Origin of the sequence: Actinomyces oris, from assembly GCF_001937665.1 — a bacterium.
GTDB lineage: Bacteria > Actinomycetota > Actinomycetes > Actinomycetales > Actinomycetaceae > Actinomyces > Actinomyces stomatis.
Window position 1 is genome coordinate 31,736 of sequence record NZ_MSKL01000007.1, and the last position, 21,168, is coordinate 52,903.

At 66.5% G+C, this 21,168-nt stretch carries 18 protein-coding genes and 1 pseudogene; 10 read left to right on the top strand and 9 right to left on the bottom strand.

The window, feature by feature from the left end; translation table 11 throughout:
- Nucleotides 1-64: 64 nt before the first annotated feature.
- Nucleotides 65-826, bottom strand: coding sequence for a siderophore-interacting protein (locus BKH28_RS03125; RefSeq protein ID WP_075417437.1), 762 nt, complete (start codon nt 824-826; stop codon nt 65-67).
- Nucleotides 827-1,028: 202 nt separating this feature from the next.
- Nucleotides 1,029-2,333: an aminopeptidase C gene (locus tag BKH28_RS03130; protein WP_075417438.1), complete on the bottom strand. Its 1,305-nt coding sequence runs from the start codon at nt 2,331-2,333 to the stop codon at nt 1,029-1,031.
- Between the two features lie 106 nt (nt 2,334-2,439).
- On the opposite strand from BKH28_RS03130, the gene BKH28_RS03135 reads away from it, so the two are divergent.
- Nucleotides 2,440-3,111: a class I SAM-dependent methyltransferase gene (locus tag BKH28_RS03135; RefSeq protein ID WP_075417439.1), complete on the top strand. Its 672-nt coding sequence runs from the start codon at nt 2,440-2,442 to the stop codon at nt 3,109-3,111.
- Between the two features lie 418 nt (nt 3,112-3,529).
- Here the strand turns inward: BKH28_RS03135 and BKH28_RS03140 are convergent, their stop codons facing one another.
- On the bottom strand, nt 3,530-3,901 hold the full coding sequence (locus BKH28_RS03140; RefSeq protein ID WP_075417440.1) for a hypothetical protein: 372 nt from the start codon (nt 3,899-3,901) through the stop codon (nt 3,530-3,532).
- Between the two features lie 181 nt (nt 3,902-4,082).
- Between BKH28_RS03140 and BKH28_RS03145 the strand changes: the two genes are divergently transcribed.
- Nucleotides 4,083-4,310 (top strand): hypothetical protein, encoded by a 228-nt coding sequence (locus tag BKH28_RS03145; RefSeq protein WP_075417441.1) that lies wholly within the window; start codon nt 4,083-4,085, stop codon nt 4,308-4,310.
- Nucleotides 4,307-6,412 carry a hypothetical protein gene (locus BKH28_RS03150; protein WP_075417442.1) on the top strand — a complete coding sequence of 702 codons (2,106 nt, stop codon included), beginning with the start codon at nt 4,307-4,309 and terminating at the stop codon, nt 6,410-6,412. Before BKH28_RS03145 ends, BKH28_RS03150 begins: the two co-directional genes overlap by 4 nt.
- 121 nt (nt 6,413-6,533) lie before the next feature.
- On the opposite strand, the pseudogene BKH28_RS03155 reads toward BKH28_RS03150, so the two are convergent.
- Nucleotides 6,534-6,940 (bottom strand): annotated as a pseudogene (locus tag BKH28_RS03155) (phage holin family protein).
- A 46-nt stretch (nt 6,941-6,986) separates the two neighbouring features.
- On the opposite strand from BKH28_RS03155, the gene hisC reads away from it, so the two are divergent.
- Complete coding sequence (gene hisC / locus BKH28_RS03160; RefSeq protein ID WP_075417443.1) at nt 6,987-8,141, top strand: histidinol-phosphate transaminase; 1,155 nt, start codon at nt 6,987-6,989, stop codon at nt 8,139-8,141.
- Nucleotides 8,142-8,173: 32 nt separating this feature from the next.
- Here hisC and BKH28_RS03165 read toward each other — a convergent pair whose 3' ends face one another.
- The 4 genes from BKH28_RS03165 to pgm form a co-directional block, all read right to left on the bottom strand.
- The gene (locus BKH28_RS03165; RefSeq protein WP_178388819.1) at nt 8,174-9,349 is read right to left on the bottom strand and encodes a YwiC-like family protein; all 1,176 of its coding nucleotides are present in this window, start codon (nt 9,347-9,349) and stop codon (nt 8,174-8,176) included.
- A 313-nt stretch (nt 9,350-9,662) separates the two neighbouring features.
- Nucleotides 9,663-10,622, bottom strand: coding sequence for a hypothetical protein (locus tag BKH28_RS03175; protein WP_075417446.1), 960 nt, complete (start codon nt 10,620-10,622; stop codon nt 9,663-9,665).
- 289 nt (nt 10,623-10,911) lie between these two features.
- Entirely contained in the window at nt 10,912-11,442 is a 531-nt protein-coding gene (locus tag BKH28_RS03180) for a GNAT family N-acetyltransferase (RefSeq protein ID WP_178388820.1), read from the bottom strand.
- Nucleotides 11,443-11,798: 356 nt separating this feature from the next.
- Nucleotides 11,799-13,481, bottom strand: coding sequence for a phosphoglucomutase (alpha-D-glucose-1,6-bisphosphate-dependent) (gene pgm / locus BKH28_RS03185; RefSeq protein ID WP_075417447.1), 1,683 nt, complete (start codon nt 13,479-13,481; stop codon nt 11,799-11,801).
- A gap of 381 nt (nt 13,482-13,862) precedes the next feature.
- On the opposite strand from pgm, the gene BKH28_RS03190 reads away from it, so the two are divergent.
- From BKH28_RS03190 to BKH28_RS03210, 5 genes are all read left to right on the top strand, one after another.
- The gene (locus BKH28_RS03190; RefSeq protein ID WP_075417448.1) at nt 13,863-14,261 is read left to right on the top strand and encodes a RidA family protein; all 399 of its coding nucleotides are present in this window, start codon (nt 13,863-13,865) and stop codon (nt 14,259-14,261) included.
- Nucleotides 14,262-14,585: 324 nt separating this feature from the next.
- Nucleotides 14,586-15,587 (top strand): DUF5129 domain-containing protein, encoded by a 1,002-nt coding sequence (locus tag BKH28_RS03195; protein WP_075417449.1) that lies wholly within the window; start codon nt 14,586-14,588, stop codon nt 15,585-15,587.
- A gap of 145 nt (nt 15,588-15,732) precedes the next feature.
- Complete coding sequence (locus tag BKH28_RS03200; protein ID WP_075417450.1) at nt 15,733-16,713, top strand: DUF5129 domain-containing protein; 981 nt, start codon at nt 15,733-15,735, stop codon at nt 16,711-16,713.
- Nucleotides 16,710-18,362, top strand: coding sequence for a DUF5129 domain-containing protein (locus tag BKH28_RS03205; RefSeq protein ID WP_075417451.1), 1,653 nt, complete (start codon nt 16,710-16,712; stop codon nt 18,360-18,362). The genes BKH28_RS03200 and BKH28_RS03205 overlap by 4 nt, the downstream gene beginning before the upstream one ends.
- Nucleotides 18,359-19,627, top strand: coding sequence for a DUF5129 domain-containing protein (locus BKH28_RS03210; RefSeq protein WP_075417452.1), 1,269 nt, complete (start codon nt 18,359-18,361; stop codon nt 19,625-19,627). Before BKH28_RS03205 ends, BKH28_RS03210 begins: the two co-directional genes overlap by 4 nt.
- 1 nt (nt 19,628) lies before the next feature.
- On the opposite strand, the gene BKH28_RS03215 is transcribed toward BKH28_RS03210, so the two are convergent.
- A complete protein-coding gene (locus BKH28_RS03215; protein WP_256695450.1) occupies nt 19,629-20,726 on the bottom strand; it encodes a serine/arginine repetitive matrix protein 1 in 1,098 nt (365 codons plus the stop codon).
- Between BKH28_RS03215 and BKH28_RS13690 the strand changes: the two genes are divergently transcribed.
- Nucleotides 20,725-20,919 (top strand): hypothetical protein, encoded by a 195-nt coding sequence (locus tag BKH28_RS13690; RefSeq protein ID WP_256695451.1) that lies wholly within the window; start codon nt 20,725-20,727, stop codon nt 20,917-20,919. The two genes, BKH28_RS03215 and BKH28_RS13690, sit on opposite strands and share 2 nt — an antisense overlap.
- Nucleotides 20,920-21,168 lie beyond the last annotated feature (249 nt).

Below are 21,168 nucleotides of genomic sequence, written 5' to 3' on the forward strand. Positions count from 1 at the left end.
TGAACAGATCGCGACGATGAACGGCCTCAGGATACGTCCGCTTCACGTCCGGTGGGGCTTTGGGTCAGGCCTCAGGGGCTGCTGTGCCCATGGAGCGGCCGCGGATCCAGTAGGCCTGGTGCTGGATGCTGCGCCGGCTCATGCCCGAGGCGATCAGGTGGCGCCGTACCGCCTTGGTGGCGCTGCTCTCCAAGGCGATGAAGACCCAATCCAGGGCCAGGTCCCCGGTGTCCGCCCACAGGGTGCGGTCGACGGCGGCCAACAGCTTCTCCTCAGAGACCTCGGGGTTCACGCGGATGAGCCGATGGTCGCGCGCGGCCAGGGGAAGGAAGCCGGCCTCGGGCGCCAGCATGACGACGGTGGCCGGGCTGCTCGTCGGGGAGGCGGCCACGGCGTCGGCGAGTGCGGGAGCGGAGGCCTGGTCGCCCACCAGCAGCATCCGGTCGCCGGGGGACGGTGGGCGGTAGCTGGTGCCGCCCATCATCTGGACGGATACGGTGGCTCCCGGCTTGACCCGCTTCGCCCACCGCGACGCCGGGCCGCTGGGCTCATGGTGCAGGACCAGGATGATGGCGGTGGCGTGTTCGCGGTTGATGCGGGTGAGGGTGTAGGCGCGCTGGTGCTGGCGGCCACCCTGATGGATCCACATCCGCGCCCAGGCGGTGGGCGGCAGTATGGCGGTGTTGGCGCCCAGCAGGCTCGGGCAGTGGACGGTCAGCTCCGTGTAGGGTGCCAGCTCGCGCACCCCGGTCACCGTGAGCTTGTGCTCCGGCACCCGCAGTGCCTTGAGTACTGTGCCTTGAAATCCCCTCCCACCACGTGCCATCTGCGTGCTCGCCTCCCGGTCGTCTGATCTCGCGTGATCTCACGCTAAGGCGAACCATAACCGGAATGGATGTGGGATTCCTTAGGGACCCCTGCCGAGAACAGCGGAGAAAATGCCGAAAGAATTCCGGTAGCGCCCGGGGTGGAGGAGGTGACATACCGGGGTGCCGTCGCCGGAGGGCCTGTGCCGGTGAGCCGCCGCCTCAGGCCATCGGGTCCCAGCTGGGCAGCATGATGGGCTCGGTCTTCAGGGCGGCGCGGACCTTCTCCGGCAGGCGGCTTGCGCGCACGACGACCTCGAAGACGTACTCGTCGAACCAGGAGTCGCTCATCGTGTGAAAGCCCTTGTCCCCGAGCTTGTCGCCCCAGGAGTTCTCCACCCGCCAGCGCCGCGGGACGCCGTCGACCAGGTCGACGCCGGTCAGGCACATGGCGTGCGTGAGCGCCGACTCGCGCGCCACCAGCCGCTCGGCCTTCGTCATCGACAGCTCCACCCCGTACAGGCCCTCGTAGTCGTGCAGGGCGGCGTCCCAGATTCCGGCCTTCTTGTCCCGCTGCCTGGCGACGTCGCAGGCGAACCACACCGGCTCACCGTCCTGGATCGCGGCGATCGCGGCGGCCTTGAGCACCTCGAGCTCGGCGGTGACGTGGTCCTGGACCGGTTCCCCCACCATGACGTCACTGCGGCCCATGCCGTAACGCGTGTTGACCGCGATCTCGGGGCGCGGGTCGTGGGCCAGGACCACGAACTCCTCCACCCCGGTGACGTAGCGCTGCGCGAACTCTCGTGGTGTGAGCGTCCCGACCCGGTGAAATTCCTTGTTCTTATCGCGGTACTGCCACACGAACTCGTCGGGCGGGGTGCCCAGGTGGATGCACAGCATCCGGTGAACCTGCTCCAGGGCCGTGCGCCGCAGAGGCTCGGGGTCGACGCCGTCAGCCACCGCGGTCCGCAGGCGCAGGGCCGTGCGCCGCAGCAGCGTGGCCAGGTGCTCATTCATCGCCTCGGAGTCACCGGCCGAGACCGTGTCCGGCATGGCGTAGGCCGGCACGATCCCGTACTTGGCCACCAGGCGCGCGAACTCCGGCCACCAGCCGCCGTCGGGAATGGGGGAGTACAGGGAGGCGACGACCTCGCGGTCGTCCAGGGGACGGTCGGCCTCGGCGATGACGCGGGTCAGGAAGGCGTTGGCCTTCTCCAGCTTGTCGTAGAAGAAGGGGAAGGACTGGCTCAGCTCCAAGGAGTCGAGCTCGAGCTCCTTGATCATGGAGGCACGCAGCACATTGAGGCCGGCGAAGGCCCAGCAGCGCCCCGACTGCTTCTGGTCGGTGATCGAGGCGTCCGGGACGAGGTCGGACACGGAGGTGTCGATGGAGGTCACCACGGCCCGATCCAGGGAGACCTGCTCCACGTCCGTGGTGGCGACGGCGTTCCCGGCCAGGCGGGCGGCGGGGTCGGCGAGGAAGGCGGTATTGCGCTGGGCGACCCAGGAGGTGTCGATCGTCATGAGGCAGAGGATAGATAGATCGGCGGCGCGCTCGCGTCCCTGCCCGGCCGCTGGGCGCCGTCACCGGATGGCCTGCCGGGTGACCCGACGCCGCTAGGATCGCGGCATGACGCAGCCCCGCCAGCAGCACTCCGACCCGCGGTCCGACGCCGCTCACTCCGCTTCCCGCTGGGAGGAGCGCTACGCCTCGGTCGAGCAGCTCTGGTCGGGCCGCCCCAATGACTGGCTACCGGAGCTCGCCACCGACTGGAGCCCCGGGACCGCCCTGGAGATCGGCTGCGGCGAGGGCGCCGACGTCCTGTGGCTGGCCGAGCGCGGCTGGCAGGTGGTCGGGCTGGACCTGTCCGCCACCGCCATCGGGCGTCTGACCGGGCAGGCCGAGCGGCTCGGGGTCGCCTCGCGCGTGACCGGTCGTGTGCACGACGCCGGAGACGGCCTGCCGGCGGGGCCCTTCGACCTGGTGACGAGCTTCTACGTCCACGGCGGGCACGAGCCGGGCTCCCTGGACCTCGTGGCCCTCCTGTCCGACGCCGCCGCCCGCGTCGCCCCCGGCGGGCACCTGCTCACGGCGGTGCACGCCGTCAATCCGCCCTGGCACACCCACCACGCCCGGACCTACACGGCCGCCGAGCTCCTCGAGGGCCTGGCCGGGGCGACGGCCGGCTGGCAGGTCGTCGTCGGCGAGGAGCGCCAGCGGCAGGCGACGGGGCCCGAAGGCCAGGAGGGGTGCCGGGCCGACGCCGTCGTGTGCCTGCGCAGGCCGCCGGCCTCGGTTTGATGAACAAGCCGTGGGAACGGCCCTGAAGAAGTGCCGGAATATTCTGGGTAATCGCCAGAATGTGGTGCACACTACGTAGAAATGGCGGAATGGCGCCTATTTCTCAGCATGTTCATAGGGGAACTCGGGGGGTCCGCTCAGGATCGGTGGGTTACATAGTTACTGCCGCCGGACGGAACCGGTCACGAGGGTTGGGGAGCCCGATGACTGGCAGGTCTCCGAGTCTGGAACGGGTCTTAGGGAGCCCGGACCGGACGTTCTGGTGAAGGAGGCTCCGCCTCCCCGGCCTTATGGGAAGCCGGGTAGCAGGAGGACCTCGCGAGGCTTGGGCCCGCGGTCCGGGAGACCGGACCGCGGGCCGAGTCCTTTACTGAGCGGATGTGGTGTCGAGGCCGGGCTGCTGGGGGTCGGCTGTCAGTCAGTGCGGTGAGCCCCTCTCCGCCTCCCGGAGCGCTGTCCACCAGTTCTCGAGCATGAGCCTGCCCCAGGGGGTGGTGTCGTAGAAGAGCCATCTGTCATCGGGGCCGTCCATGGTCCAGAGCCTGTCGGTGCGGATGAGGTCGGTGCCCGTCGGGTCGCCATCGCGGGGATCGGGCTCATACGTGAACGGATCGCCCAGGAACAGGTCGATCATGTTGCTGGAGGCCAGCCAGGCCAGAATCGCGTGAGCCCGTTCGACGGCGGCCTCGGCGTCGAGGCTCTCCATCTCTCGCACGGTGTTGAAGGCCTCGATGCCACTGGTCTCGCACTCCGTGCCCATGAAGAGAAGCTCCACCGTCGTGGGATCCATGTGCGGGTCTCCTTCCCCGGGGATGCAGCGAGTGGGCGTCGCCGCTGATCCTCCCATCTGGTCCCTGGTCGCGCTGCCGCGTGGCGGTCCACCGGGGGCCACAGGTACCTGAATGCAGGACTGATCCACAGGGCTGAAAGCGGGCGCTGCGGTCGCCTCGGGGGCGCCCTACCGTCGAGTCATGTCTTTCTCACTGTCACGCTCCAGGTCGGACTATGACCACGCCGTCGCCCTGTTCCCCACGTCGGTCCCCGCGAGCTGGGTGGGGGCGGACTCCACCGCCTGCCAGACGGCGCTCACCAAGGCCTCCGGGCTCTTGAGCGCGTTGGCGGCGCGTTATGACACGGCCTTCTCCAAGCTCAGTGTCATCGAGTCACGCAACTCGTCGATTGGAACGAGTCCGTCATGAGCCCGGTCGCCATGGATGGCTCCAGTGGTCCGTACCCCGCCTGGAAGCAGGACCCCCATGCGACGGAATCGCCGGCCTCCAAGTCGTCGCGCCCGAAGCCCAAGACTTCCCACGCCCCGTACACCGGGCCGGCCCCGGAGGATACCGGCCACACCTGGACCATATGGGGTGGGGGCGCCGCCGTCGTGGTGGCGGGCGGAGCCGTCTCCGTGAACACGAGTGACCTCGACTCCCTGGCCAGCAGCCTCACCTCGGCCGCCGGATCCCTCGATGACGCACGAACACTCATTGCCAACGCGGTCACCGAAGTGAATGCGGTGCCGCCTCCGCCTTCACCACCACTTCAATTCGACCCTCTTGACTCGAACCTTCTTTCCCCTCCGGGTAGAAGGTGGAAGGATGTTAATGGTCAGTGCGTTCCTATTCAGGACGACGGGGATCCTTCTGATATTCGTCGTCTCATCCGCGATGGGGGTAGTGACGCACGTGTCCATACCGGTCTCGATGTCGATCTGGAAAAGTCCGAAGCGCTTGAGGCTCTGGATGCGTTGAGCACGGGGGCGGGGTCGCTCCAAGACGTCGCCAACACCCTGCGCGGCATCGCCTCCGACGTCACCGCCTGCTCCCAGGCCCACACCCTGGCCGAGGGGAAAGCCACTCCCGTGAATGGTCTTGTGGGGCCTGTGGACGTTCGGGCCTTCGACCCCGGCCTCCTCCAGCTGGCGCTGGGCCCCTCCATCGCCGCTCAGTTCCCCACGATCTCAGCTTTGCTGGCGTCGTCACCGGTGGCGGGCAGAATGCTCTACGAGCTGTTGGAGGACAACGAGGACGGCCAGGCCGTCGTCGAGGCCCTCACGCTCCTGCTCAGCGACCCGACCACCGAGCAGTGGGTCAAGGAGGACCTCGTCAGGATCGTCCTGCTGACGCGCTGGCTCAAGAACGCCAAGACCGGGCGGGAGGCCGCCACGGTCCAGACCTACCTCCAGCAGGTCTCTCAGCGCCTGGACCCCTGGGCGAAGCAGCGCCTGCCCGGACAGGTCACCGTGGGGACGCAGACCGTCGACACCAAGAGCCTCACACCCATGCAGCGCGTCGCCATGACCCTGGGGGTGAACGCCGCCGCGCTGGGGGCGGGAATCTACGGGACCCAGAGCGGCATCACGGTCACCCCCGTCGGTGGAAACGGAGCCACCGTGCTCCCGCCCGCCGCCAAGGACCCCTTCGGGCTCGCCAGCGCCGTGAAGCCCGGCATGACCGGCAAGGGCAAGGAGACCAAGTCCCCGCAGAACATCTCCGAGACCATCACCCACTGCCAGGAGGTGCAGTCCTCCAGGCGCTCCCTCGGTCAGGGCTACGAGGAGGCCGGGGTCATCTCCATCCAGCGGGTCGAGCATGCCGACGGCCGCGTCTCCTGGGTCGTCTACGTCCCCGGCACCACAGACTGGACCGTCGGTGACGGCGAACCGCAGGACCTGCTCACCAACCTCGAGGGCGTGGGAGGCACACCCACGGCCATGGAGAGCGGCGTCGTCACCGCCATGCGCCAGGCCGGTATCAAACCGGGGGAGGAGATCGCCCTCTACGGCCACTCCCAGGGCGGAATCACCGTCTCCAACATCGCCGCCGACCCGGCGATCCAGGACCGCTACAACATCACCACGGTCCTCACCGCCGGCTCCCCCACCGCAGGAGCCGACATCCCCGACGACGTCCGCGCCCTCCACCTGGAGAACACCGGTGACGCCGTCCCCGGGCTCGACGCCGCCCCCACACCCACCGGCCCCCACCGGCAGGTCGCCATGCTCGACACCCATCAGACGAGCACGAACGGCTACCCCCACGCCTCCACTGCCTACGCCCAGGCCACTGAGGGTCTGGAGGACAAGGCCCCCGAGCTGGCCGACTGGAACAAGTCCTTCTCGCACGCCTCGGGAGCCGGCGAGCAGGGGACGACCACCACCGAGTACACCTTCGCGATCCAGCGCAATACCGACCCCAACGGGGTCTACAAGGGCGGCACCACCTACCGGGGTGCAGTGCCGTCGGCGAAGCCTTCCTACCCGCTGCCCACCCCGGCCCCGCAGCCGACGGGCCAGCACTAGGTGTTGTGGGTCATGAGGTTGCAGGCGCGCGCCGAGTCGACGATGACCGACCCGTGGGTGATGCCCACCGGCGCCGGGAGGTGCTAGTCGGTATCAGCTGGAGCGGCCGACGTCGTCGGCGTCAGTCCTCGCGGCGCACGAGTATCGCGGCGATGATCGAGGAGATCACCGAGATGATGATCGAGCCGGCCACCGCCGAGCCGAAGGAGGAGACCTCCAGCCCCAGCGGCACCGAGCCGCCGGTACCAGTGCCGCGATGTGGTCGGTGAGCCGGCCCGTCAGCGAGAGCATCGCACCGTTGATCACCAGGGCGAACAGTCCGAAGGTGATGATGTAGAGCGGAAAGGTCAGGAACTTCGCCACCGGCTTGACGAGCGAGTTCACCAGCGCCAGCACCAGGCCCAGGACCAGCAGGTTCAGCCACATCTGGGAGGTGCCCACCCCCTCGGGCACACTCAGCCCGGACAGGAGGCGCGTGGCCAGCCACAGACCGGCCGCGTTTCCAATGGTTCGTGCCACGATCTCCATGGGCCCATTCTGCCTGGGCAACCTGTGCCGGTGCCAAGATGGGGTCATGACTCCTGAAGCGACCCCAGTGCCCGGCGGACCCGAGCCGGCGACCCCCGCCGCGGCCTCGGAGGACGGCCCCTCGACGACGGTCCGCATCCGCCCCGACGTCGCCGCACTGCCCGCCTACGTGCCCGGGGCCCGGCCCGACGCCGCCGCGGCGCAGATCGCCAAGCTCTCCTCCAACGAGCTGCCCTACCCGCCGCAGGACGCGGTCGTCGAGGCCATCACCCGCGCCGCCACCGGGGTCAACCGCTACCCGGAGATGACCGGGGAGACCCTGACGCAGGCCCTCGCCCGCCGCTGGGGCGTGGAGGCCGAGCAGGTCGTCGTCGGCAACGGCTCAGTCGCCCTCATCCAGCACCTGCTCGACGCCGTCTGCCAGCCCGGCGACGAGGTCGTCGTCCCCTGGCGCTCCTTCGAGGCCTACCCGATCTGCGTTGCCGTCGCCGGGGCCCGGGCCGTGCGCGTCCCGCTGACCCCCGACGCCCGCCACGACGTGCCCGCCATGCTGGCGGCCATCACCCCGCGCACACGCGTGGTCATGGCCTGCACCCCCAACAACCCCACCGGGACGATCCTGACCGCCGACGAGCTGGCCGAGCTCGTGGCCGGCGTGCCGCGCGACGTCGTCGTCCTCGTCGACGAGGCCTACCTCGACTTCGTCACCGACCCGCGGGCCGGCTACGCCCTCACCCTCCTGGCCGGGGCGCCCAACCTCGTGGTCTCTCGGACCTTCTCCAAGGCCCACGCCCTGGCCGGGATGCGCGTGGGCTACCTCGTGTGCGAGCCGGGCCTGGCCGCCGCCATCCGCTCCGTGGCCACGCCCTTCGGGGTCAACCTGCCCGCGCAGGCCGCCGCCACCGCCGCCCTGGGGGAGGCCGAGCTGGCCCGCACCGCCGAGCGCTCGGCCGCCGTCGCCGTCGAACGCGACCGGGTCGTGGACGCCCTGCGCACCCAGGGCTGGCAGGTGCCCGAGGCCCAGGGCAACTTCTTCTGGCTCGGTGTGGGTGAGGAGACGACGGCGCTGGCCGAGCACTTCCGCGCCGCCGGCATTCTCGTGCGGCCCTTCGCCGGTGAGGGGGTGCGGGTCTCCATCGGGACGACGTCGGACAACGAGAGGGTCCTGGCCGCCGCGGCCGCCTGGCGCACCGAGCGCTGAGACCTGCCGGAGCGGGGTGGGCTACGGCGTCGTCATACCGAGATGGTCACCAGGAAGGCCACGCACATGACGACCTCCACGATGCCCATCGTCCCCGGGCGCAGTGGGCGGTGGCGCGTGCGCACCAGCTGCCACTGCCACAGCGGCATGACCAGCGACCGCACGGTCAGCACCACCCACAGGACGGCATGTCCCCACGGCAGCATCCCCGACGACGCCAGCCACCACGTCACCACCGCCACCGCCGCGTGCGCCGCCACCGTGCCGGCCAGCAGCACGTAGTTGAAGCGCTCGCGGATCATCGACTTGATGTAGGGCACGGTCCCGCAGAAGTAGGCGGCCGTCAGAGCGGTGACCAGCCACATCCAGGACCAGCCGGTCAGGGCGCCGCTGGGGGAAGCCCCCGGTAGGGGGGAGCTCGGCGTTCCCAGGCCCAGGAACCCGCCGTCGCCGCGCACCGCCAGACTGTAGGTGACGGCCGCCATGAGGGAGGCGGCCGTCGTCGTCGACAGCCCCGAGAGCAGCGAGCGCTCGTGACCGCGCCACACCTGGTGCAACGCGATGGCGAACAGTGGCAGCAATGGCACCGCCCATTGGATGAGGTAGGGCGCCACGAGCAGGGTGATGAGCGCCAGCGAGGCCGTCCAGCCGGTGTAGACCAGGAGCGGCAGCATGATGAGGGCGCGCTTGCGGGCCGAGCGGGTGCGCAGCCACTGCGACCAGGACCAGTAGGTGAGGTAGCTGCCCCACCACGTGGGCAGGAACAGGAGGTTCACCCAGCTGAAGCCGCCCACCACCCAGCCGACGATCGGCGGCAGCACCAGCATCGACCAGGCCCCGTGCTGGTTGGGCACCCAGGCCTTGCGGCCGGGCTGGTTGCGGATCTGCTCCTGGGTGGGGGGCTTGGGGCGCTCGGCCTGCCGGGGGCGGCCGGTGGCCAGCATGATGTCGTCCTGCGGGCCGGGCCGGGACTGCTGAGATGGGGCCCGGCGCGGCGTGGTGGTGCCGGATGGTGCCGAGGGGACTCCCGGCGGTGTCAAGGCCTGGTCGGCCGATGCGGCCGCAGGGCTCGTCGGGGAGTCGGTGGGTGCGGAAGACGCGGGGGAGCCCGCCGATCCGGCGGTCTGCGTGGAACGTGCAGGATCGGTGTGCGTGGAGGAGTGCTCGACGTGGTTCTTGGACGGCCTCGACGGGCGGGACTGACTCACACCCTCACCCTAATCGCTCGCCCCCGGAAGTGGCCGGGGACTTTCTGCGCGTGCGGGGACCTGTGCTCGCGGCCGGGGACTTTTGCTGACGGCCGGGGACATACCACGTGTCCGGGGACGGGATTCCTGTCCCCGACGGCGTCGAAGGTCCTCGTACGGGGTGGCACGCACCTGGCCGCGCGGAATGTCCCCGCCAGCGAGCGGTACATGTGCCCGCTGACCCCTGCCCCACTCAACACCGAGCCGGGCACTTTCCGCGGCCCTCAACAGAATTTCTGCAGTGCTACGCGAACGATGCCCGGCTCAGTGGTTGTCACCAGCGCACGCCGGTGGGGTGGATGCCGTGTCGGGCGAGTTCGCGGCACATGGCGGAGGCGTCGGCAGGCCAGGCGTCCTCCCAGGTCCAGCGGGCGACGTCGTAGCCGGCGCGGGTGAGGATGAGCTCGCGGCGGCGCTCGCTGAGGACGGTGTCTTCCGCGTCCTTGCCGTAGCTGTTCTTGCGGTACTTGATGCGGCCGTCGAACTCGCCGGCCACCATGGTGTGGGGCCAGAGGAAGTCGAGGCGGTAGGTCTGGCCGTCGATATGAACCTCATGCTGGAGATCGGGGCGGGGCAGGGTGGCCTGCCACATGCGTACGCGGGAGAGGGACTCTCCGGGGGACTCGGAGTGCTCATCGGTCAGGTGGATGGTGGTGCGGGCACTGCGGATGCCGTGGGCGCCGGTGGCCAGGCGGTCGACGGCGTCGGTCAGCTCGGTGCGGGTGCACAGGTGGGCGGCCAGGGCGGCGTCCATGGCACAGACCCCCTGAGTGAGCCCGCCCCACCGGGCCAGATCAACGAGTGTGTCGGCGACGGATGAGGTGTGGGCGCCGGATGCGTTCAGCAGGTCGCCCAGGCCGGGGCGGCGGTGGCGTTGAAGCAGTGCTGTGCGCGCACGGGCCTCGCTGACTCGGAGGCACTGAACTCGCCCGGGGAGGCGGCCCACCAGGGGCAGCCCGAGCCACACGGCCGCTGATGGGCCGAGCAGGACGATGTCGCCATGAGTCTTGGTCATGGCGGCCCGGATGAGGGTCGTGTGCCTCAGGTCGGGTCTGGCCTCCTTCCACTCCTGGGAGGGCACGTAGGTCCCCGGGGCGATCCGGGTGAGTCCCGGGCCGGTGAACAGTCGGGATGCCCCGGCCATGACCGGATCAGAGGTGAGGAGCAACGGCAGCGACGGTGCTGTGCTGAGAGTGTGGGAGACGGTGGTGCGTTCGAGTGCGGTGATACTCATGCCCCTCATCGTGGGGCGAAGCACGGGAGGAGGCGCCCGACGTCGTCGGCCTTGTGGAGGCGGCTTGCATCAGGTGACCTGTGGCGCCCGGCGAGTCGCCATCTGTGGGGACTTTTCGCGTGTGCGGGGACCTGTGCTCGCGGCCGGGGACTTTTGCTGACGGCCGGGGACATACCACGTGTCCGGGGACGGGATTCCTGTCCCCGACGGCGTCGAAGGTCCTCGTACGGGGTGGCACGCACCTGGCCGCGCGGAATGTCCCCGCCCGGAGCCGTGTGCGGTGGGGCGCTCAGGCCAGGGTGAGCCGCATCTGGTGCCAGGGCGCGCCGCCGTGGTGGGAGGCGGACAGGCCCTCGTCGACGAACCCCAGGCGCGCGTAGAAGGGCACGAGGTCGTCGAGGCAGGTGAGCACCAGGCCCTGGCGGCCGTGGGCGCGCGTCGTCTCGATGACGGTGCGCAGCAGGCGGGTGGCCAGCCCCTGCCCCTGTGCGGCGGGCGCCGTGGCAACGCCGAGGAGCATCTGCCAGGCCCCGTCGGGGTCGTGCATCGCGGGGGCCTCATACATCTCGTCGCTCAGATCGCGCTCGTCGGTGCACGGTCCGTTGACCAGTGCCAGCAGCATGCCGCCCTCATCCTCGATGAGCCAGAAGTGGTCGGCATAGGTCGCCATCCGCTTGGCGATCGTGGCCGGACTGGCCGCATGCTCGGGTGGGAAGCAGATGGCTTCCAGGGCGGCGGCCATAGCTGCGTCCTGCGCCTGCTCCGCACGGGCCGTCCGGGTCGTGCGGATGTGGAGAACCGGGGAGTCGGTGGTGCCCATACCCATATTTTCACCAGTCGGTAGCCGGGCGTCGAGTATTCGCCAGCGTCTCCGCGCGCCCCGAGGTCACGGCCGGGGACATACCGCGCATGCGGGGACATTCTTCTGCGGCCGGGGGCACATTGCGTGTTCGGGGACAGGCATCCCGTCTCCGACGGCGTCGAATGCCCCCGCCCGGAACGGCGCGCACCCGGCCGCGCGGAATGTCCCCGTGAGCAGGGAGGGGGGTGCCAGGGAGGGAGGCAGACAGACGCCGAGCCGGGCATTTCCCGCGGCCCCCGACAGAATTTCTGTGGGGCTGCGCGAGACATGCCCGGCTTGGTGGGGTGGTGCGAGGCAGGAAGGCGCCTCCGCCGTCAGCCGCCCAGGGCTGCGGCGACCACCTTCTTGGCCTCCTCCTGCACCTGCGCCAGGTGCTCGGCGCCCTGGAAGGACTCGGCGTAGATCTTGTAGACGTCCTCCGTGCCCGAGGGGCGTGCGGCGAACCAGGCGTCCTCGGTGGTGACCTTGAGCCCGCCGATGGCGGCGCCGTTGCCGGGCGCGTTGACCAGTCGGGCGGTGATCTCCTGGCCGGCCAGCTCGGTGGCCGTCACGTCCTCGGCGGCCAGGGCGGCGAGCTTGGCCTTCTCCTCCTTGGAGGCGGCGGCGTCGATGCGGGCGTAGGCGCTGGCGCCGAAGCGCTCCACCTGCTCCTCGTGCAGCTGGGAGGGGGACTTGCCGGTGACGGCGATGATCTCGCTGGCCAGCAGAGCCAGGATGATGCCGTCCTTGTCCGTGGTCCACACGGTGCCGTCCTTGCGCAGGAAGGAGGCTCCCGCGCTCTCCTCGCCGCCGAAGCCGATCGAGCCGTCGAGCAGACCGGGCACGAAGTGCTTGAAGCCCACCGGTACCTCGATGAGGGTGCGTCCGATCGCGGCGGCCACCCGGTCGATGAGGCTGGAGGAGACCAGCGTCTTACCGACGGCGGCGTTGGCGGGCCAGCCGGGCCGGTGGGTGAACAGGTACTCGATGGCCACGGCCAGGAAGTGGTTGGGGTTCATGAGTCCGCCGTCGGGGGTGACGATGCCGTGGCGGTCGGAGTCGGCGTCGTTCCCGGTGGCGACGTCGTAGGGGGTCTTGCCCTCGGCGTCGGGCGTCATCGTGGAGCGCAGCGAGGCCATGGCGTTGGGGGAGGAGCAGTCCATACGGATCTTGCCGTCCCAGTCCAGGGTCATGAAGTGCCAGGCCGGGTCCACCTCGGGGTTGACCACCGTGAGCTCCAGGCCGTAGCGCTCACCGATCGCGCCCCAGTAGTCCACCGAGGCGCCACCCAGCGGGTCGGCACCGATGCGCACGCCGGCCTTGCGGATCGCCTCGAGGTCGATGACGCTCTCCAGGTCGGCGACGTAGGTCTCCAGGTAGTCGTGCTTGATGATGTGGGGGCCGTCGAGCGCCTCGGTGACCGGGACCCGCGGGACGTCCTGCCACCCGGAGGCGAGTAGCTCGTTGGCGCGGTTGGCGATCCACGTGGTGGCCTCTGAGCCGGCCGGGCCGCCGGTGGGCGGGTTGTACTTGAAGCCGCCGTCGCGCGGCGGGTTGTGGGAGGGGGTCACCACGATGCCGTCGGCCAGGCCGGGCCCGCTCGTGCGCACCCCCGCCTTGGTCCCGGCGCCGTTGGCCAGAAGGATGGAGTGCGAGACGGCCGGGGTGGGCGTGTAGGCGCCGCGGGCGTCGACGGCGGTGGTGACCCCGGCCCCGGCGAGCACCTCGACGGCGGTGCGCCAGGCGGGCTCGGACAGGGCGTGCGTGTCTCGGCCCAGGTAGAGGGTGCCGTCGGTGCCCTGGGAGCGGCGGTACTCCACGATGGCGGCGGTCGTGGCCACGATATGGGCCTCATTGAAGGCGGTGTCCAGAGAGGATCCGCGGTGCCCGGAGGTACCGAAGACGACCTTCTGAGCCGGGACGGCGGAGTCGGGGACGAGGTCGTAGTAGGCGGAGACGACCTCGTCGACGTCGATGAGGTCTTCGGGCTGTGCTGGCTGTCCTGCGCGTGCGTGCATGGGCTCAGTGTGTCACGTGCCACTGACTGGATCAGCCCGTTTCGCTGTGCGAAACACTGGTCGTTCCGAGGCTGGGACGCGGTGGCCGGCGAGGTCGGGATGCCGCACGACGTCGTCGTAGGAGGCCCCGCTGCGAGGGTCTGGGAGGGGCGCGGAAGGGCCCGAGAGACGGGACGAGCCCGATCGGCTCACGTCGGATCCGGTGTCGGACCCCGACGGCGAATCCGTTGCGGTTGCCCGGTGCACTCCCTGAAAACCGGCTTGTCCTCGGGGCATGGGTAGTCTGGTCCGGGCGCCGGCGCCACTGCGCTGCCACCCGGGCCGCCGCTCCGCTCACCAGGGACGCGGCCGAACTCCAGTGTCCAGCAGGAACGAGGAACCATGACCGTCAGCCGTATCGCCACGACCAACGCCCCCGCCGCCGTCGGCCCCTACTCCCAGGGCGTCTCCACCGGTCAGGAGGCCGGCTCGCTCGTCTTCGTCTCCGGGCAGGTGCCGCTCGACCCGGTCACCGGCGCGCTCGTCGAGGGCGACATCCAGGCCCAGGCCGAGCAGGTCCTCAAGAACGTGGGCGCCATCCTGGCCGAGGCCGGGCTCGGGTACGACGACGTCGTCAAGACCACGGTCCTGCTCGCCGACATCGCCGACTTCGCCGCCGTCAACGAGGTCTACTCCCGCTACTTCACCGGCGAGACCCTCCCGGCCCGGGCCGCCTTCGGGGTGGCCGCCCTGCCGCTGGGGGCGGGCGTCGAGATCGAGGCCATCGCCGCCAGGTCCTGAGTCGGCCCGATCGAGAGCCATCCCCGAAGTCACGGCGCCACTCCTGAGACTGGCGCCGGTCGTACGGGTGCGAACTGGGATCGGCCGCGTCAGATGGGGCGCTGCCTTGCCCAGCACGGGGTGTTCGACCCTGCCGGTGGGGCGACCCGTTCACTAGGCTCTTTCCCGGTTCCACTTCCACGGGGTGCCCCTTGTCGGGGGCGCCCCGTGTTGCTCTCCCCATGGCAGATGACCGGACTGATGGGAAGGATGAGGCCCGGCAGGCGGGCACACGACCGCCGGTTGGCCAGCCCCCCCCTTCGAGACGCGACGAGAGGACGACGGATGCCGCCCACGCACCTTCCTCTCGTTGTCCGCCTCGGTGGGATCCGCTCGCTGCTGGCCTTCTGCGTCATCATGACTGTGGGCCTGGCGGTCGTGCTGTCACCGGTGGTCGTGGCGGTATGGGAGCCCTTCCTCGCCGCCGTCATGCTGCTGCCGGCCCTCATGGGCGCCGGCGGGATCGCCTACTACCTGTGGCGCGGCCTGTCCGCGCGCCGAATGGCCCGGGAGGCTCGGCGTGCCTACTCCCGGGTCACTTACGACTACGAGGCCACCGAGCTCCAGGCGCGCCTCGTCCCGGAGGGGGAGGTGCGCGGCGCCCGGGTCATGGCCGACTACCGATGGTTGCGCGACGAGTACGAGAACCTGACCCGCTCCTGGCAGGACCTCGGCAGCCCGCGCGGCGCCCAGTGGTTCGAGCTGGGGATGCTCGGGAGGGTCACCGAGCTCGAGCGGCGCTCGGCCGCACTGGACTCGACCGAGGACGTCATCGTCGGCCGTGCCGCCTTCCTGACCCTGTCCTCCCGCTGGGAGCGGATCTGGCATGACGAGCAGCGTCCAGTCCTGGAGGACCTCGGCCTGCTCCTGGACCTGTGCCAGTGGATCGACTCCTGTGCATTCACACCCGGCGGCACGGTGGAGGCGCGGGAGCTGGTCCGTGCACACCATCAGCGCCTCAGTGAGATGACCGCTGAGCTGTCGGCCGGCCTGCTGCAGCCCTCGGCGGCGCTCGATGAGCTCGCCTGGATCGCGGCCGACGTCCGTCGCGCGACGAACGCTCTGGGGTGGACGGCGGCCGCAGGTGTGGACTCTCCTCTCGGTCCTCCCGACCTCGACGTCCAGCACTGGGTGAACGCCTCGGAATGGCTGGACGTCGTCGAGCCCGGAGGTGACGCCGGGAGCCTGTACGACGCCGACGCCTACGCCGTGGCCGGTGCGAGGATCGGTCCCCATGCGCCGTTGCGCAGGGGATTCCTCGGGGACGGGACCTTCCCGGGGCGGTGACGCCGGTACGGCTGACGTCGGCCGCTCGACGACGAACTAAATACACACGGTTTAAGACGGACAATTAATACTGTTAACCTCGACCAGTGAGAGCAGACGCAGCGCGTCGTTCGGGGCCGGCTCGATTGTCAACAAGGAATGTCACATGAAGCAATCTGCGATTGTCCGTCTTGGGGGTATTCGAGCAGTCGCAATCTTCCTCCTGAATATAGCTGGGGCGTTGATCTCGATCCTGCTTCTACCGGCGGCGCTCCTGTATCCAATTGCATCCGGGCATCGTCCTGTCGTGGAAGTTCGTGATGAGGCCGGTATCTATCACGAGCAGGCTCTTCGCCATGGGCTGGAGGAGCAGGTCTACGATCGTGAGGTTCGCATCGCGGTGCTCTCAGTTCCCGGATCGGGCATTAGCAATATTGATGAGGAGATTATCAAGTACGCGAGTGATGGCACACAAGGCTCGTCTTGGTTCAAGGATTCCGACGTCGATAGCCCAGTGAATGGAACGATCCTCTTCGTGGTAGCGCCCGAGTCTCACTGGGTACGTTGCTACGCGGCGAAGGACCTGCAGCTGTCAGCCGACAAACGGACGGCCATCGAGAACGCGGCGGGAAGCCACTACGCTCAGAGCGACTGGGATGACGGGACCGTGGCGATGGGGCGGCAGCTGGCGACCTACATCGGTTCAAGCGATGGAAGCAGCATGATTGTGCGGGTCGTCGGCGGAGTCCTCGCCTTCCCTGTGGGAACCGGATGGCTTGTTTACTACTTGTGGCGGGGCATGACTGCTCGGCGGCGTGCTCAAGGGGCACGCCATGAGATGATGCGGATCGTCTACACCTACGATCTCACCGAGCTGCAGGCGGGAACCCTGCCGGAGGGGTCCCGCCAGAGCCGGGACGTTGGTTCCGACTACCGACGATTCCGCGACGAGTACGACACCGTCAGCCAGCAGTGGAAGGACTTCGGGGAGCCTCGTGGTGCTCAGTGGTTCGGCCGCGGTGTTCTCGCTCAGGCCACTCGTCTCGCCGAGAGGACGGCCAGTTTGGCCGAGCTCGACGCCGCTGTGAATGTCGGCGCCGCGGCCCGGGCGGACGCGGCCCCGAATCCTGGGGGTGCAGTGCTGTGAAGAAGCTGCCAACGGTATCTGAGCTCGGTGGGATGAGAGCGATCCTCGGCTACGTGGGCAATCTCCTCATTGGTGTGGCTCTTGTTGCTGCTCCATTCATCATCAATGGTGGACAATCACCCTTCTACCCCTCGAAGCAGTTCCACCCGACGGTCGAGATTCATGATGAGCCCGGTGTTCTTCCTCAGGACTTCATTGAGTCCGACCTTAAGAAGCTCACCTTCCGGCAGCCGACTCATATCGCTGTGGTTGATGTGAGCAACTCGAAAGTTCAAAACCTTGAGCAGGAGGTTCAGAACTACGCCCGCACCCACGCCACTGACGTCCCTTGGATATCATGGACGGATTCTGAACGTTGGGCCGACAATGTGTTCGTGATCGCTGCTGCACCCAACGCCAATTATGATGAAAGGCTGGAGGGGCAGGTAGCGGGATACTACTACGGTTCCCGGCTGCAGATCAGCGAAGAGGGAAGGGAGGAAGTATGGGGCGTCACGGAGTTGAAAATGATAGAACGCGACGAGGTCGGGCGTGTTCTAGAATCCGCCAAAGTTGCATCTGACTACATTGGTGCTCAGTTAAATCCTGTCAGGGTGTGTGCTCAAATCACGTTATTCTTCATCTTCTTCATCGCTGCGAGCAAGTGGATTCGATATTATTTAGGTCGAGGGAAACGGGCGATGTCTGGCATTCAAGAAGCGCGTGAGGCATACTCTCAGGCGATGGCCGGGCGCGCAGCTGTCAGTGACTACCTTCGACTCATCCCTGCCGGTGACATCTACGGCATTCAAGTGATCGCCCGGTATAAGGTGCTGCAGCGGCACTATCGCCGACTTGATCGCGCCTGGAAGATCATAGGGAACCCCATTGGCCTTCAGTGGTATGGAATGAGGCGTGGTCGTCTTGCTGAGTATGTCAAGGTCTACTCCGTGCAGCTCCGCGCCATGCAGCAGACGGTTGTCAACTGTGCTCAGCTCTTGACGAGGAGAGGGACCTGGCAGGAGTCATGGGAAAACGAGTATGAGCTCGTGCAGCGAGATATTGCGGCAGTAGCACGTATCTTCTCATATGTCCCGAAGGATCATCAATCGTTCTCGAGGGAGGCGCTGAACTGGGTGAATCTAAAGCGGGCTGAGCTTGATTCTACTGCCACGAAGGTATTAACCGGAATAATGCTCCCGTCCGATGCGCTTCGTGAACTGAGCCGCCTCTCCACTGAGGCGAAAAAGTTCGCTGAAGAGGCAGTTGACAAATTATTCCACGGCCCCCTCAAGCGAGCGCATTATAAAGATTTTAGGGAATACCTGACGAGCTACGGGCAGGAATTCCCGAAGTGCGCGAAAGATGTTCTGAGATTTTCTTCCAAGCCTCAGTTCAGAGTCGGTGCTCATGGCGTTTATCTTGTGAAATTCTCAGACTCTCCTGATGACCAGCAGATCTTCTCCAACGTTTCCACGACTGTTCGTATGACCCCCCACTCTCCGGCCGCTTCCTATGTTGCCTTGAGGGCGGAGGTTCCGGGCCCCATGTCTATTTATCCGCCAGTCCGAGACATATCGGATGCCTATTTTTATGCCATAGCGGCGCCGGCAGTGGAAGACAAGTCTAAGGTCAAGAAGAATCGAAAGTGTAGGTTGAGGCTCGCATGACTCAAGAAAATCATAAACGTGAAGGAGGTGGGTCGTCGAGTGCGATCTCATTTGCGGCAAATGTACTGCTGCGCGCGGCTATGATTCTTACACTGCCGGTCATGATGTTTTTCTCCCCAATGCTGGGTTATGTTCCGACTGTCAGTGTGCATGACCAAGCGGGAGTGTTTGATCGTGAGTTGTTGGAGCGCGAGCTGGGGGAGCTGAGGCTCCGTCAGGACATTCGTTTTGAGGTCATTTCTCTGTCCGGATGGGGAATTAAGAATCTGGATGCGGCTGTGGCGTCCTTCGCAGACCAGGAGTTGGAGTACAAGAACGATATTAGAACGGTCGACTATAGGAACTGGAAGAAAGGAGTCGTCATCATCGCGGTGGCGCCCCGCGCACATCAGGTCGGCGTGTATCCGGGTGCCGATGTATCGCTTAAACGTTCGGAGCAGGTTGCCATTCAGGATGCTGCGGAGACCCAGTTCTCTAATCAGGACTGGAATGGTGGCGTTCTGGCTATAGGAAATAAAACCGAGACGTACTTGGGTGCCTACGGTAGCGGACGTGCGCGTACAGGTGTCGCTATTGCTGCTGTCGTGAGCCTCTGGGGTGCAATAAAACTGTTTCTTTATCTTCGTCGCGGTATTATTTCTCACCGCATGGCAAGACTTGCTGCCAGTTCATATGGACAAGTGACCTATGATTATGACTCGACTGCTCTGCGAGTAGGCACCCTTGACTCAAGTGCTCCCGAATCGCGAGAGCTCGCAGCGCGCTATGAACGGTTTGAGCAGGACTACCGTAATGTGACGCTTGCCTGGCAGGAATTCGGTGACCCTCAAGGTCTCGACTGGTTCGGTAAAAACGTGTATGACAGCGCGAAGAGCCTGCAGGAGCGTTCGGCGGCACTCGACGATGGTGATGACGTCATTGTGGATACGGTTTCAATATTGACGATGTCGCCCACATGGTCGCGATCCTGGGAGAAGCAGCAGGAGCCGGTCCTGGAGAAATTGAGAGCAGTCATGCGAATGGCCGGATCGGTGCGTCGGCGTAGTGCTGTCGACCGTGAGAGCATCGCAAGATGGGTGGCTCAGCAGAATCGGAGGCTCGGAGAGCTGACCGTTGAGCTCGACAAGCGTGAGCTAGCCCCGGTTGAGGCGTTGGCTGAGTTGGATGGGATGTCGAGAATTATTGATCTGGTGGTTGCGGCACTTGAGCAGCGACGAGAGGCGGTTGTTGAGGCAGTCGTGACATCCAGCGTGTCGGTGTGTTGATTCAGCTATGTTTCGGTGTGTATCCAACGATCTCAGCTCCTTGAATACCTACCAAAAGTCCTGAGTCGCCCAAGCTCGTGATGATGTGTGATGAGGAAGTAGGGGGTGTGATGACGCGCGCGGTCTGCGTATCAATGACAAGAGATGTTTTGTTGTTCACCTCTTGACCTGCGCCGCTTATTGTGTAGGTTGAGACGGCCAGGACTTGTTGATCGCTGGACAGGTTCCAGTGGATCTGGAGTTCTCCTCGCCCTGGAGGATAGACGAAGGACCGTTCAAAGGGCAGGGTTACTGGCGTTCCATTGAATGTACATGCGTCTTTCGTGGTGCATTCGATGACGTATTTTGCCCAGGATGTGTCTCCTGACTCGTAGGCCTTCTGGAACTGTTCCAGAGTCGGGATCCCGGACTCAGAAATGAGAAGTGGTGCATTGCTTCCCGACAGCGGGAACGTTCCAATGCGCTCACCTTGGAGAGAGTAGGTCTCAGCGGTGCCGGATTTTTTGGGTATGCGGATCCAGCCGTCTCGGGCCGGTATGTAGTCGGCTCGTTCGCCTGGAAAGAGTTCGTCGGGAAGTGCGGTTACCGTTCCATCGGATAAGTTCATGATGCCGGTTCCGACAGATTCCCATCCATTTCCCTTCGGCTGAGATAATTCGACGAGGGGGCTCGGTGCGGAGGTGTCTCCTGCGACTCCGAAGGCGACAGGTTCGACTTGTTTGTCGTATTGGCGCTCCCACCGTTGCTTCGGTGCGCCGTTGTTCCACTCCCAGGCTGCGCAGTGGTTGGTGTGTCCATACATGTTGCATGTCAGGACGAGATCGGGAGACATGATGTAGGGGTAGTCGTTGGTCGACCAGGGGGCTTTTTCGATAGTTCCAGTCGCGGGATTGAGGATCTCGTGTTTAAGAAGCATATGCCCGCCCCACCATGGATTGCTGCCCCAGGTGTGAATGATCTTGGGAGGTGCTTTCCATAGCTCTTTGAGGTGGCCGTTTTCGAGGACGTATCCTTTCAAAATGCTGGGAGAATCATATGTGGCTGATTGAACGACAAAATATTTCCCGCATCTTGAGACGTGCGGAAAACTAATTTGCATGTCCTGGGTTGTGTCAGTTGTCAAGCGCCATGCCTCGCGCCACGTCGCCCCGGCCGGAGGGCGCGTGTCGGTGGAGGGACCGCAGGAGATGGTCTCGTTCGTCTCGGCCGGCGCCTGCCATGTTGAGAAGGCCGGCGCCTTCGGCTCGGTGAGGGATGAGGCCATGACGGGGCCCTGTCGTGCCCACGCCTGAGCGAGGGATAGGGACGCGGTCACCATGATGAGGACGAGCGCGGCGGTGAGTGAACGACTTCGGAAGATCGTTCGAGCAAGACGCACACACAGGTGCCGAAGGTTCGCCGCACTGAATCGCATGGGAGTAGCATTCCCCACTTCATGCGTCGGCGGGACTGTTCTCCCTGTGACGTCGGGGGAAACCGATGGGGAGAACTGCCGTGAACCGCATCATGGGGCGCCGACGGGCCGCCGTCGGCCTGGGAGG